Below are 13,299 nucleotides of genomic sequence, written 5' to 3' on the forward strand. Positions count from 1 at the left end.
GCGCAGCCTACTTCGCCCGCGGCCCGCGGTTCAGGCGCTGCGCCGCTCCCCGCCGCCCCTTACCTGCTCGAACGCGGGCAGCTCCGCCCACACCGTCACCTGACCGGGTGCGTGCCGCACTCCCCAGTCCTTCGCCAGCTTGCCGACGATGCTCAGCCCCCGGCCGCCGTGCGCCGACACCGAGGGACTGGCCGGCACCGGCCGGGTGGTCGCCCCGCCGTCGGTGACCTCCAGGGTCAGCAGGCCGTCCCCGCGCATCCGCCAACTCACCAGCACGGTACCGATCTCCGCGTCGTCGTCGACGTGCGGGCGACGGTCGGCGGATCTTCCGGGTCTGTCGCCGGGCTCCGGATCTTCGGCCGGCAGCGGCCGGGCATGACGACAGGAATTGCTGAGCAGTTCGGAGAGGATCAACACCGCGTCGTCAATCACCGCATCCGGTATCGAGCGATCACCGAGATCGTTGCGCAGCCTCCGCCGCGCGGTCGAGACACTGGCCGGACCGTGCGGAACGGCCATGGCCGATGAGGTCGACCCGGCCTGAACTGGCACAGCTCGCGCCACCATCAACGCCACCCCCGGACCTCCTTCAGCTTCTGCCGAGGGATGGATGCCCGCCGTTATTGCATCGGAAACGGGCGTTCGACGATCCGATCGCGGCATTAACGGGATCCGCCCGGCTCGCGGCCGAAAGGTGAGGAGCGTCTCACCTTTCTGTCGCGTCCCGGGGGTTGTCCGAATGGGCAACGGGAAATGCCCCGTTCGGTATTTGTGCCACGCCAATGGAGCCCGCGTGCCACCCGGCGGGCGCCGGGCCGGCCGGCCCGTTCAGCGGCCCAACTGGGCCAGCACGTCCGCCGGTCGGTTGGTGATCAGCGCCTCCACGCCGAGCTCCAGGCAGAGTTCGACGTCCTCCGGGCGGTCCACCGTCCACACGTGCACCCGGTGCCCGGCCCGGCGCAGCGCCGCCACCATGCCCGGGTCGCGGCGCACCAGCGAGATGCCCGGGCCGGCGATCGACGCCCCGCCCGGCAGCGACCTGGTCCGGCCCAGCAGCGGCACCGAGCGCTCCCACAGGTACACCCGGGGCACCGCCGGGGCGGCCCGGCGGACCCGGTGCAGGGCCAGCTCCGAGAAGCTCATCACCCGCACCGTGGACTCCTCCGGCGCGGCCGGCAGCAGACCGAAGCGGCCCAGCACCCGCAGCAGCTCGGACTCCACCCGGCCCGCGTACCGCACCGGGTGCTTGGTCTCGATCGCCAGCTCCACCCGCCGCCCGGTGTCCGCGACCAGCTCCAGCAGCCGCTCCAGGGTGAGCACCGAGCTGCGCCGCGGCTGCTCCGGGTGCTTCCACGAACCGAAGTCCAGCTCGGACAGCTGAGCCAGCGTCATGGTCGACACCACGCCCTGCCCGTCGGAGGTGCGGCCCACCGTCCGGTCGTGCACGCACACCAGCTGCCCGTCGGCGGTGACCCGGACGTCGCACTCCAGCCCGTCCGCGCCCTCCTCCAGCGCCTGCCGGTACGCCTCCTCGGTGTGCTCCGGGAGGGCCGCGGAGGACCCGCGGTGGGCGATCACCTTGACCGACGAGCGGTCGATCGGAGCGGGGAGCGAGGCCGAGGCGCTGTGCTGGGTGTTCACGTCAACCACCCTACGCGGCACCGGATGACGGCCCGCTTCCGGCACGGCAACGCTCCGGTGAACAGCTCCCCGGGGGCGAACGGCTGGCGGACCGTCAGCCGGTCGGACGCCCGCGGACCGTCAGCCCGTCGGACGCCCGCGGGCGGTCAGGCCTGCCGGCGTTCCAGGGCCGTCACCGCGCCGGTAGCCAGGGCCGCCACCAGGAACGAGAACAACGAGGCCGAGCTCCACGCCTGCGGGGTGAAGTGCACCGCCTCCTGCGCCTTCGCCCACAGGTCGGTCCACCAGCCGGCCACCGCCGTCGGCGCCAGGAACTGGTACACCGCGAAGCCCAGTGCCCACGGCAGCAGCATCACCCAGCGCGCCGGGGCGTCCTGCGTCAGGTTCCAGCCGCGCCGGCCCGCGCCGAGGAAGTAGTCCACCGCCAGCACCGCGAACAGCGGCACGAACACCGATCCGATCAGGCCGAGGAACGCGTAGTACGACTCGGTGAACTCCTTGATCCGCAGCGCCAGCACCGTCACCAGCACGCCGATGCCGCCGGTCAGCACCCGCCGGTCCACCTTCGGCCACAGGTTGTGGATCGACATCGCCGTCGAGTACACGTTCGCGAACGACTGGTCCGACTCGCGCAGCACCAGCACCAGCAGGAACGCCCAGCCCGCGGCCACGCCGGTGAACGAGCCGAGGATCCTGTCCGGGTCGCCGCCGGACTGCAGCAGCGCCACCACGCCCAGCACGTAGCACCAGACCTGGGCCACCGTGTAGCCGGAGAACGTCCCCCAGAACGCCTTCGCCGAGCTGCGGGCGTGCCGGGTGTAGTCGGCGGCCAGCGGCACGAACGAGATCGACACCGCGATCACCGCGTCCGTCGCCGACAGGAAGCCGTCCCAGTTGCCCGCGCCCGGGTCCGGGAAGCCCAGCCGGGCGAACTGCACCGTGAAGTAGACCATCGCCACGCCGACCGCGACCGCCACGTACTTGCGCAGCACCGCGATCGCGCCCAGCGGCCAGATCGTCAGCACCGTCGTCAGCACGCCCGCCAGCAGCACGAACAGCCAGCGCCAGCCCTCGGTGCCGGCCACCGTCTGGGCGCCCCAGGCGATCACCGTCAGCTCGTACACGCCCCAGCCGACGCACTGGAGGATGTTCAGCACCGTCGGCACGTACGACAGCCGGGTGCCGAACAGGCCGCGCAGCACCGCCATCGCCGGCGCACCCGTGCGGGCGCCCACCAGGGCCGCCACCGCCAGCATCGCGGTGCCGATCGCGGTGCCCGCCACGATCGCCGTCACCGCCGCGGTGAAGCCCAGCTCGTGGCCCTGCTTGCCCAGCACCGTCGCGGCGCTGGTGAAGCCGATCAGGCTCACCCCGAGGTTGGCCCACAGCGCGAACAGCGCCCGGAAGTCCAGGGTGCGCGGCGGCGCCGTGTCGAGGGTCAGCGGGGCCTCGGCCCGCGCGGCAGCCTCATGATCGGAAATTTGGGCAGACGGAACAGCCGTCATGGCCGATACTCCCTACGCCGGCATTATCCGGACAGGTTCAGGCGGTCAGCGCCCCCTCGACCGGGGCGGCGTCACCGCCATGCCCTACGGTCGATCCGGCGCACTCTCAGCCTGGCTGGTCCAAGCTCCCGCGACGTTCTTCGGTTTACAGGAGCGACAGGCTAGCCTCCGGGCTGGGGAACGCCAAGGCCGGGGGGATCGGCGTCCGCACCGCGGGACCACTGATGTGCATGTCAGCGAGGCCTAAGGCTTCTCATGATTTCTTCAGGGGCCCGCTTACGGTGTCCGAATCCGGCATAGGAAAAACTGTGCCCCGAGGCTGTGGCCGCGCCGCCGGCGCGACGGACCGCGGCCCAAGATTCTGTCAGCGATGGAGGTCGTCCGTGAGCACCGAGCACGCGAGTGGTACCACCCCGCCGGAGAAGGCCCCCGAGGCCACCGGCACCGAGGCGGCCTCCGCCGGCTCCGGGACGCCCGCGCCCGCTCCCGCCTACCTCGACGCGCCGCCGCCGGTGCTGCCGGCGTCCCCGGCCGCGCCGGTCTCCGACGGGACGATGCAGCTCGGGAAGGTGCCCGCCGCGCCGGTCCCCGACGGGACCATGCAGCTCGGGAAGGTGCCCGAGGCACCGGCCGCCCCGCCCGCCGCCCCGGTGGACGCGCCGCCGCCGTTCCAGAACCCGTACGGCAGCGTCGCCGCACCGGCCGGCCCCTACGCGCCGACCGCGGCCGACGCACCGGTCAACCCCTACGCGCCGACCGCGGCCGACGCACCGGTCAATCCCTACGCGCCGACCGCGGCCGTCCCGGCCGTGCCGCCGCTCGCCCAGACCGGTGCGCCCGGCGCCCCGGGTGCGCCCGGCGTCCCCGGCGAGCCGCAGCACCCGTTCGGCGCCGGCCACCCGGTGGGCGGCTGGGGCAACCCGTCCGGCGGCACCGGCGGTGTCGGCGGACCGGGCGAACCGGGTGCGCCGTGGGGCAGCCCGCAGCCCGCCCCCGGCGGGTCCGGCAAGGGCAAGCGCGGCGGATTCGTCGCCCTGGTCGCGGCGGTCGCCCTGGTGGCCGGCCTGGCCGGCGGCGCGATCGGCGCGTCCGTCTCCGACAAGGGCGGCAGCGGCGGCACCGGCGCCAGCCACAGCAGCACCACCGTCACCGTCGGCAACACCCACCAGAACCTGGACCGGGCTCCCGAGTCCGTCGCCGGGATCGCCGCCAAGGCGCTGCCGTCCACCGTCACCATCAAGGCCTCGAACTCCAGCGAGTCCGGCACCGGCACCGGATTCGTCTTCGACACCGAGGGCCACATCCTGACCAACAACCACGTGGTCGCGCCCGCCGCCAAGGGCGGCAAGCTCAGCGTCAAGTTCTCCGACGGCTCCTCCTACGACGCGTCCGTGGTCGGCCGCGCCGAGGGCTACGACGTCGCGGTCATCCGTCTGGAGAACCCGCCCAAGGACAAGCTCGTCCCGCTGCCGCTCGGCGACTCCGACAAGGTCGCCATCGGCGACGCCACCATCGCCATCGGCGCGCCCTACGGCCTCGAAGGCACCGTCACCACCGGCATCATCTCCGCCAAGGACCGCCCGGTCGCCTCCGGCGACGAGACCGGCGCCCAGTCCTCGTACATGAACGCCCTGCAGACCGACGCCTCGATCAACCCCGGCAACTCCGGCGGCCCGCTGCTGGACGGCTCCGGCTCGGTCATCGGCATCAACTCGGCGATCCAGTCCAACACCAGCGGCTCCGGCCGGGCCGGCTCCATCGGCCTCGGCTTCGCCATCCCGATCAACCAGGCCAAGTGGGTCGCCCAGACCCTGATCAAGGACGGCACGCCGGTCTACGCGATCCTCGGCGTCCTGCGCAACGACGACTACCGCGGCGACGGCGCCCAGATCGCCACCGCCCCGGTCCGCGACACCCCCGCCGTCACCCCCGGCGGCCCCGCCGACCAGGCCGGCCTGAAGGCCGGCGACGTCATCACCAAGCTCGGCGGCATCGCCATCGACAGCGGCCCGACCCTGGTCAGCGAGATCTGGACGCACAAGCCCGGCGAGAAGGTCGAGGTCGAGTACACCCGCGACGGCAAGGCCGCCAAGACCACCGTCACCCTCGGCGAACGCAAGGGCGACAACTGACCCACCCCACCGGAACGGTGTGCACCGAACCCGCCCCGACCCGTTAGGCTGGCCTCCGCCGAGGAGGGTTGCCCGAGCGGCCTAAGGGACCAGTCTTGAAAACTGTCGTGGCTTCGCGCCACCGTGGGTTCAAATCCCACACCCTCCGCCACGGTGGATGAACCACCAGCTCAGAGCGGGTGCCGACTTCGGACGGCACCCGCTCTTTCGTCATCCTGTCTCACCCCGTGCACCCTGTGTCCCGGTCCGGTCCAGCGTGTGTGGAACATCGGTGGAACGTTTTCGGGCGCTGCGGAGGGGCTATCCGGCCAAGTCGTCGCCGTTCAGGAAGCGCTCGATCAGGGCGTTGGAGTGGTCCTCGCGGTCGTTGATGACCTTCGCGTAGAACCGAAGCAGGACGGCGATGCTGTGCCCGGCGCGGCGAGCGACTTCGGCCTTGTCTACGCCGGCCGTCAGCCACCCCGAGACGGCGGTGTGCCTCGCCGAGTATGGGACGTCCGCAAACGGGCTGGCGATCTGTTCGGGCGTCAGGGCGAGCTTGCGGCAGGCCTTCCAGACCTCGGCGGTCTCCTTGGTGAGGACCACGCCACCCTCGGCCGCGCGGAACAGGCGGCCGTCCGATGCCACCCCGAACTCTGCGATGTGCTCCCGCAGCAGCCAGACGAGGACGGGCGGAATCGGCACCGGGCGGGTGGTGCTGCGGGCCCGCCGTTTCAGCCCCCGCTTCTCGTGTGACTGGCCGTCATCGGTCCACCGGGAGCCGACCCTCGGCGAACTCCCTTCCAGGAGCAGTTGACCCCATCCCGATTTCGGGAGAGTGCAGTCGGCCTCCCGCAGATGGTTGAGCTCGGCCGGCCGAGTGGCGGCGTAGAGCATGCATCCGTAGAAGGCTCGCAGGTGGCGGCCCCGCGCCGAGACCTGCGCTGCGGCTTCGACCAGCGCGCGGCCGACCTGTGGGTTCGGCACCCATCGGAAGTCGATCTCGTCGTCCGTCTCCGGCGGCGTCCAGTCGATGAACTGGAGCGGATTGGCCGGCAACTTGCGCCGCTCAACGGCGTAGTTCAGCGCGTTGTTGAACACCATCCGCTTTCGGGTGATCGTGTTGTCCGCCGCGGTCTTGCCGTCCAGGAGACGCGAGAGGGCGTCCAAGGCGCGGCGGATGGTGTCGGAGTCTTCCAACTGGCTGATCTGGACGGACTTCCGGGCCAGCCAGGCCAGGGCTTCTGCAACTTCCTCAGGCTGTTCCGGCAGATGTTCCGAGAAGTTGAACGCCCAGCAGGACAGCGCGGTTCGAAGCAGCCGCTTGTCGGGAGCGCCTCGATGGTCTGTCACGAGCGCCGGCGTGATGGTGGCAAGCGCGTCCGCCCGGGCGGCCCGGCTCTTCGCGGACGAGCCCTTCCACTTCACCTCCGCGAACTTCACGGCGTGCTCGAACCAGGTTCCCTCGGTCTGCTTCCGCAACTCGGATGCGGGCAGCCCCGACTCGGTGTCGAACTGCTCGCCCCGCTTGATCGCGGTCATCAATTCGGAGCGGCGCCCGTCCGCGAGCGTCTTCGTCGCAAAGGTCCGGGAATGCGGCCTCTCGCCCACCCGCCACCTGAGCTGGTGCGGCTTTCGCCCGCGACCGAGGTCACGGAGCTTGTAGATCTGTACGTCAAACGTCAGCATGTGTGCTCCGGCAGAAGAGAAAGGGCCCTGACGGAATGTCAGGGCCCAAGGTGTTCGAGGTGCTACGCGGCGTCCTGCTGGTTGTCCCACCACGCGTCGAGCGCAGTTCGGCTGATGCGGAGCTGCCCGTTCGCGAGCTTCTTCATCGCGGGGGCTTGGCCGCGGGCGCGCAGGCGGTAGAACGCGGCGCGCGACATGCGGATCTCGGCGAGCAGTTCGGGGAGCGTGAGCAATTCCTGCTTGGCCATGGCGACTCCGTGAAGTGGGCGTGGGCGGGGCTTCGGCCCCTCCTTCTGTGGGATCCGCTACTGCCGCTACCGCCGCTACCTTCCTGGTCAGGGGCATGTTTTTGGTAGCGGATTGGGTAGCGGTAGCGGATTGGTGCCGCTCCCGGGGTGATGGTCGGGAGCGGCGGGGAGGTCTACGGTGCGGTGGCGCTCTGGGGGGTGGGTAGCGGATCGGTATCCGCTACCGCCGCCGTATCCGCTACCGGAAACAGGGCCCTGACCTGCGCGGTAGCGGCAGTAGCGGAGGTAGCGGCTTCCTGAGACGGGGGCGGGCAGTAGCGCAGCCAGGCGTCGGTGAGGTCGCTGGCGTAGTAGCCCTTGGCGCTGGACTTCGGGCCGGTCTTGATGTTGCGGGGCTTGATGGGGTCGCCGTCGGCGGTGACGTAGTCGCCGAGCATGCGGGCGAGGGCGCGGGCGGTGATGGGCTTGCCGTCGAGGTCGGCCCACGGGGCGTCGTCCAACTCGGCGAGCTTGCCGAGCAGGTCGGAGGTGAGCATCCGTTCCGCGCCGGCGAAGATGTCGCGCAGGTCGGTGAGCAGTCGGATGCCGACGGACCCCTTGTCGTTGGCGCGGGCGGCGTTGACGAGCTGGACGCAGGCGGCGCGGGCGCGGGCGGGCCAGTGGCCGCCGGCGGCGTCGGCGACGGCGAGCAGGGGCTCCCACACGTCGGCGGGGCGGTCGCTGACGCCTTCGGGCATCTCGGGTTCGGTGCCCTGGAGGGTGTCGCGGACTGAGTTGGCCCAGGCGGCGAGGCGCTTGCGCAGGGCGTGGCCCTCGGGTGCGTTCTTGCGCTCGCGGAAGGGTTCGACCTTCTCGTTGGGGGCGCGGCGGCGCATCCGGATGATGACGGAGCGGCTCATGATGGTGTCGGGGAGGTCGCCGAGTCCGCCCATGGCGAGGGCGGCGTAGACGGGGAACGCCTGAACGGTCTGCGTGTTGCCGTCGCCGACGCAGCGGTGGACGACGCCGGAGCGGCGGTGGCCGGAGTTGATGAGCCCGCGCAGGTCCTCGTTGCCCGCGGCCTTGGGACCGAAGGTGGTGTCCACCTCGTCGAACAGCACGGTGGGTCGGGCTTCGGGGTCGGACACGGAGCGAAACAGCGCGGCCGGCGACACGTCGGTGGTGAACATCGGCCGGGGCGCGAGGGTGTCGATGATCTCCAGCGCGCGAGTCTTGCCGGACCCCGGTTCCGGGGAGAGGAACGCGATGCGGGGCGTGGACTCGAAGCAGTCCAACAGGTGGGTGTGGGCGTCCCACAGCACGACGGCGACGAACGCGGCCTCGGACGGGAAGACGTTGAAGCGGCGGTGGTGGGCTTCGACGGCGTCGAGGAGGGCGGCGCCGTCCTCGGCCTCGGGGGCGGTGCGGGGCGGGTGTTCGGTCATTCGCGTGTTCTCCTGAGGTTCGGGGGCGGGGCCGTCGAGGTCTAACGAGCCTGGCAGGTCGGCGAGTTGGCGGCGGCGGCGTTGACGAGCTGGACGCAGGCGGCGCGGGCGCGGGCGGGCCAGTGGCCGCCGGCGGCGTCGGCGACGGCGAGGAGGGGCTCCCACACGTCCGCCTGGCGGTCGCTGATGCCGTCGGGCAGTTCGGGCCAGGCATCGTTGAGCCTGTCGCGGACGGTGTCGGCCCAGGCGGCGAGGCGCTTGCGCAGGGCGTGGCCGTCGGCCTCGGGGTGGCGGGATTCGAAGGCCGAGGTGTTCGCGCGACGCATCCGGACGACGATGGAGCGGCTCATGATGGGGCCCGGCAGGTCGCTGGTGCCGGCGATGGCCAGCGCGAAGTAGACGGGGATCGCCTGGACGCTCCGGTCGTCGCCGACACCGGTGCAGCGCAGGACGCGGCCGGTGCGGCGGTGGCCTGCGTTGATGAGTCCGCGCTGTTCCTCGCTCGCGGCGGACCTGGAACGCGCGAGGTTGTCGACATCGTCGAGCAGCACCGTCGGGCGGTCACCCGGGCCGGAGACCGCACGAATCAAAGCTGCGGCGATGGTGCCGGACACACCCCGGGCCCGGGGAACGAGGCTTCCGATGGTCGCCAGGGCGCGGGTCTTGCCGGACCCGGGCTCCGGGGAGAGGAACGCCAGGCGGGGGGTGGACTCGAAGCAGTCGAGGAGGTGGGTGTGGGCGGACCAGAGGGCCACGGCGACGGCCGCGGCCTCGTCGGGGAAGGCGGTGAAGCGGCGGTGGTGGGCTTCGACGGCGTCGAGGAGGGCGGCACCGGTCTCGGTGGCGGCGTGAGCGGGGGCGTTTTCGGTCACGGGAGTGTTCTCCTGGTCGTCGCGGAGGGGGTGCTGGCTGCTGGTCAGGCGGCGGCGTCGAAGCCGCGGGTGACGGCGCGGGTGGCGTAGTCGTCGGGGACGCCGACGGAGGTGGCGGCGGCGATGAGGTGGGCGGCGATGGTGTCGAGGCCGCAGGGGCCGGGGCACCGGTTGTGCTGGGCGGCGAGGAAGCGGGCGACGCCGTAGGTCTGGGATCCGGCGCCGCTCTTGATGTGGGCGCGGATCTTGGCGAGGCCCTTGGTGAGGCCGTCGGTGATGTAGCGCTCGGTGTGGCGGCAGCCGGTGGCGACGTGCCGCGTCCACGGGGCGGGGGTGGAAGAGGCCAACCGCCCGCCAATCGGGAGCGGGTTGGCCTCTTCGTTCCGGACCACGAGGGTGCGGACCGCGTCGGTGAGGCGGGTCATGGTGCCGGTTCCGGGGCCGAGCCAACGGGCGTACTGCATCAGGGACTTGACGTCCACGCCGGGGCGGACGGCGTTGGAGGAGGGCATGGTGCCGAGGTAGATCCAGTGCTCGCCGCGGGTGGTGGCGACGGTGCGGGTGGCGGGCATGTGCTGCCGGGCCCAGGCGACGGCGTCCGCGTTGTCGAGGTCGAGGACGGTCAGGTTCGCGCCGCCCGGGTGGTAGCCGACGGCGCGCGCTTCGCGCCAGGCGTCCAGCCACGGGCGGTTGAGGATGACCTGCTGGTCGGTGGTGGCGGCGGCCCAGGCGTGGCAGGGCCTGGGGCACTGGCACGGGCCGGGGTTGCGCATGTTCGGCCGGCCGCCGCACCGGGAGCGGGTCGGGCTGATCTTCTCGCAGGCGGGGCAGTTGCCGAGGGGGCCCTTGCCCTCGCGCAGCGGCAGCACCGGGACGCCCGCTGCGGCGAGTTGGAGGGCGTCGGCGATGAGGTGGTGCATGGGGTGGGGCATCCGGGGTCCTTCCGGACCGGTCGGCCCGCCTGTGGCACCGGCGGGCCGGCGGCGGGTCAGAGGTCGAAGAGGGCGTCCGGCTCGGCCGGGGCGGCGGCCCGGGCGGCCTTGCGGGCGGCGGTGAGCGCGGCGTCGTGGCAGGTGGGGCACCAGGCAGCGAGGGCGTGCTTGGGCAGGGCGGCGGCGCGGTGCGGGGGCAGCAGGAGGTTCGCCGGGTCGGCGGGTGCGGCGAGGAGGCGGACGGTGCCGCCGCCGTGGTGCTGCTGGTAGCCGCCGTGCTCGCGCCCGCACCTGTCGCCGCTCTTCGCGTGGGACTTCCCGCACGCCCCGCGGCACTGGCACCGGCCGGCAGCGGCGTGGACGACGGCCTGCCACATGTCTGCGCCGGGCAGCGGCGGGATCCGGGCCCTCACGCCGCCACCCTCTCGGGGAGGGCGAGTCGGTGGGCAGCGTGACGGCCGATCAGTTCGGCGTAGGCAGGCGGGATGGCCTCCGCCAGCTCCCGACGGTCGCCGGTCCAGTGGATGCCCATGGCCTGCTGCCAGTCGCTGATCGAGCCCTTGCCGCCGCCGTTGCCGTAGACCTGGAAGTACCGGCCCTGCTCGGGGCTGACGTAGGCCCCGTGGCGGTAGCCGATCGTCGGGCCGCGGTGCGGGACGTGCGCCGGTCGGGGCATCGACCAGCCGCCCAACTCGAAGTTGCGGTGCCGGATCACCCGGAGGCCGAACATCTCCCCACACAGGGCCACATCGACCCTCATGCGCTTGGAGGCGCGGCCGGGGGGCTGCTCGATCACGTACGGCCGCCCAGTCGTCTCCAACGCCTGGCGGGTGGGTTCGAGCAGGTCGGGGTAGCGGTCGCGGTGGCGGGCGTTGGTGCCGGCAGTGAGGGTGCAGTCGTGCTGGCACGGCGGGCCGGCGGAGATCAGGTCGAACGCCGCGCCGTGCTCACGGATGAAGGCGACGGCGTCTCCGCGGACGAACGCGAAGGGGTAGTTCGGCTGGTCGAGGACGTCCACGCCGAGCACCCGGAATCCGGCGAGGTGGAAGCCCATGCCCGTGCCGCCGATGTTGCAGAACGCGTCCAGCACCGTCATCCCGTTCCACGGCCGCATCGGAACCTGTTCCGCTTCCGGCCGGGCGGCGACGGGCCACGTCCCGGCGCTCACGAGTCGGCCCCGGTGAGGTCGTTGACGAGGTGGGCGTGGCCGTTGGTCCAGAGCGCGAGCGCGGCGACGGCGTCCTTGGCCTGGGAGGTCATCTTCCGGCCGGGCTCGGCGGCGGTGGGGGTGCCGAGGATGTAGTCAGGGACGGGCAGCAGAAGCGTGGCGGTGGTCAGCAGGACGGGCCGGCCGGTGGGGCGAGGTTCGGCGAGGGCGGCGAAGCCGTCGGCGGTGGCCCACACGTCGCGCTGCCAGTCCGCGAGGCGGTGGTCGGGCTGGGCGGCGAGCTGGTGATGCCGCAGCGGGACGTCGATGCGGATCGCGACCCGGTCCAGGTCCTCGCGGTGCGGCACGAGGCTGACGGCGTGCAGGTCGGGGCGGAAGCGGAGGTAGCCCGGGGACATGACAGGGGCGGTGGCAATCCGCCAGACCGCGAACGCGAAGTCCTGAGCGCTGAGCGGTCGGCCGTCGTCGTGGAGTCGGCGGGCGTTGAGGGCGAGGTAGGAGCCGAAGCGGGAGTGGTCGTCGGAGGCGTCGCGCCGGTCGGCGATGTCGTCGGCGATGACGAGCGTGGAGCGGGTGAAGTCGGGCATGCTGTGTCCTGGTTCGTCTCGTACGGACCTGGGCCCCGCAACAGCCGTCTCTCTGCCAAGATTCGGCGGCTGTTGCGGGGTTTCGTGGTTCCGGGGTCGGGCTGTCCGTCCCCCGCACCGCCCACCAACCGCTTAGAAGGCGGGTGTTGGGCGGCACGGCGGTCGGCACAAGCCGATCAGCAGCGGTGAAGGCCGTCGCAGGGGGAGTCCTCGCAGGAGCAGCCGCCGCACTCCGCGCAGATGTCGTCGGAGCAGTCCTCGCACAGCTCGTGGCCGGAGCAGTTCTCATCAGCGCATTCGTCGCAGTAGTGACCGGGGCAGCCCCAGTCATCGCATTCGTCGCAGTAGGACACGGTGATCTCCAGGGGTCAGCGGTTGCGGTTGGTGACGTTGACCTGCACGTTCACGGCCCCTCCCCGTCCGCCGCCCGAGCTGCTGCCGTTCTTCAGCAGCCAGACGAGGGCGAGGACGGCGGCGAGCAGGCCGAGGCCGGTGGTGGCTGCGGCGAGGGTCTGCAGGAGGAATCCGACGCCGACACCGGCGGCGCCGAGGCCAATGCCGCCGGCGAGCAGGCGGGCGGGCCACGGATCCCGGACGGGCGCGTCGGCCTGCGCGGGCAGGTAGCTGGCGGGTGTGCCGGGCTGGTGCTGGGCGGGGAGCACGGCCGCGGGCTGGTAGAGGGCGAGGGGTGCGGTGGTGGGCGGGGCGGCGTAGTAGGGGGTGCCGTCCGGGGCGTGGAGCACGGGGGCGGCGGGCTGTTGCGTGTACGGGGTGTGGTTCACGGTGCTCTCCGTTCGGCCGGCGGGGCGGGGTCAGTGGATGGTGGCGAGGGCGTGGGCGAGGGCGGTCAGGGCGCTGTTGACGGGTCCGGCGAGGCCGGTGGAGGCGACGGTGAAGCCGGACAGCCACACGAGGACGGCGGAGCCGGTGGAGACGCGCTGGGAGCGGATGAGGATGACGGTGATCGCGCCGAACATGAGCGCGGAGGAGACGGTCAGGACCAACGGGGGTGCCTTTCGGGCGGGGGACGGTAGGGGTGTCAGAGGTGTCAGGTGGTGGGGTGTCAGAAGCGTCAGGAGGGGTGTCAGACGCGTCTGACACCCCTCGCGCGCACGCGTCACC

At 72.2% G+C, this 13,299-nt stretch carries 14 protein-coding genes, 1 tRNA gene and 1 riboswitch; of the genes, 2 read left to right on the top strand and 13 right to left on the bottom strand.

Going from position 1 to position 13,299, the window contains the following annotated elements; all coding sequences use genetic code 11:
• Positions 1–30: 30 nt before the first annotated feature.
• From ACI1MP_RS19900 to ACI1MP_RS19910, 3 genes are all read right to left on the bottom strand, one after another.
• Complete coding sequence (locus ACI1MP_RS19900; RefSeq protein WP_380341914.1) at positions 31–567, bottom strand: ATP-binding protein; 537 nt, start codon at positions 565–567, stop codon at positions 31–33.
• Positions 568–828: 261 nt separating this feature from the next.
• Positions 829–1,641 (bottom strand): glycerophosphodiester phosphodiesterase, encoded by an 813-nt coding sequence (locus ACI1MP_RS19905; protein WP_380341830.1) that lies wholly within the window; start codon positions 1,639–1,641, stop codon positions 829–831.
• A gap of 146 nt (positions 1,642–1,787) precedes the next feature.
• Positions 1,788–3,146, bottom strand: a complete 1,359-nt coding sequence (locus ACI1MP_RS19910; protein ID WP_387995441.1) for a purine-cytosine permease family protein — start codon at positions 3,144–3,146, stop codon at positions 1,788–1,790.
• A riboswitch (TPP riboswitch) is annotated at positions 3,137–3,288 on the bottom strand. Its footprint overlaps the gene before it by 10 nt.
• A gap of 412 nt (positions 3,289–3,700) precedes the next feature.
• Between ACI1MP_RS19910 and ACI1MP_RS19915 the strand changes: the two genes are divergently transcribed.
• Positions 3,701–5,278, top strand: a complete 1,578-nt coding sequence (locus ACI1MP_RS19915; protein WP_404870810.1) for a S1C family serine protease — start codon at positions 3,701–3,703, stop codon at positions 5,276–5,278.
• A 62-nt stretch (positions 5,279–5,340) separates the two neighbouring features.
• A tRNA-Ser gene (locus ACI1MP_RS19920) sits at positions 5,341–5,429 on the top strand.
• 149 nt (positions 5,430–5,578) lie between these two features.
• Here ACI1MP_RS19920 and ACI1MP_RS19925 read toward each other — a convergent pair.
• The 10 genes from ACI1MP_RS19925 to ACI1MP_RS19970 form a co-directional block, all read right to left on the bottom strand.
• Positions 5,579–6,946 (bottom strand): tyrosine-type recombinase/integrase, encoded by a 1,368-nt coding sequence (locus ACI1MP_RS19925; RefSeq protein ID WP_404869144.1) that lies wholly within the window; start codon positions 6,944–6,946, stop codon positions 5,579–5,581.
• A gap of 62 nt (positions 6,947–7,008) precedes the next feature.
• A complete protein-coding gene (locus ACI1MP_RS19930) occupies positions 7,009–7,194 on the bottom strand; it encodes a helix-turn-helix transcriptional regulator (protein WP_380341820.1) in 186 nt (61 codons plus the stop codon).
• Between the two features lie 173 nt (positions 7,195–7,367).
• Positions 7,368–8,618, bottom strand: a complete 1,251-nt coding sequence (locus ACI1MP_RS19935; protein WP_404869145.1) for a DUF3631 domain-containing protein — start codon at positions 8,616–8,618, stop codon at positions 7,368–7,370.
• A 41-nt stretch (positions 8,619–8,659) separates the two neighbouring features.
• Positions 8,660–9,490, bottom strand: coding sequence for a DUF3631 domain-containing protein (locus tag ACI1MP_RS19940; protein WP_404869146.1), 831 nt, complete (start codon positions 9,488–9,490; stop codon positions 8,660–8,662).
• 44 nt (positions 9,491–9,534) lie between these two features.
• A complete protein-coding gene (locus ACI1MP_RS19945) occupies positions 9,535–10,422 on the bottom strand; it encodes a bifunctional DNA primase/polymerase (RefSeq protein WP_404869147.1) in 888 nt (295 codons plus the stop codon).
• Positions 10,423–10,478: 56 nt separating this feature from the next.
• Positions 10,479–10,835: a hypothetical protein gene (locus tag ACI1MP_RS19950; RefSeq protein ID WP_404869148.1), complete on the bottom strand. Its 357-nt coding sequence runs from the start codon at positions 10,833–10,835 to the stop codon at positions 10,479–10,481.
• Complete coding sequence (locus tag ACI1MP_RS19955; protein ID WP_404869149.1) at positions 10,832–11,536, bottom strand: DNA methylase; 705 nt, start codon at positions 11,534–11,536, stop codon at positions 10,832–10,834. The genes ACI1MP_RS19950 and ACI1MP_RS19955 overlap by 4 nt, the downstream gene beginning before the upstream one ends.
• Before the next feature lie 50 nt (positions 11,537–11,586).
• The gene (locus ACI1MP_RS19960; RefSeq protein WP_404869150.1) at positions 11,587–12,177 is read right to left on the bottom strand and encodes a hypothetical protein; all 591 of its coding nucleotides are present in this window, start codon (positions 12,175–12,177) and stop codon (positions 11,587–11,589) included.
• A 368-nt stretch (positions 12,178–12,545) separates the two neighbouring features.
• On the bottom strand, positions 12,546–12,959 hold the full coding sequence (locus tag ACI1MP_RS19965; protein WP_404869151.1) for a hypothetical protein: 414 nt from the start codon (positions 12,957–12,959) through the stop codon (positions 12,546–12,548).
• Between the two features lie 30 nt (positions 12,960–12,989).
• Entirely contained in the window at positions 12,990–13,181 is a 192-nt protein-coding gene (locus ACI1MP_RS19970) for a hypothetical protein (RefSeq protein WP_404869152.1), read from the bottom strand.
• Positions 13,182–13,299: the final 118 nt, after the last annotated feature.

This window comes from Kitasatospora griseola (assembly GCF_044999035.1).
Taxonomy (GTDB): domain Bacteria; phylum Actinomycetota; class Actinomycetes; order Streptomycetales; family Streptomycetaceae; genus Kitasatospora; species Kitasatospora griseola.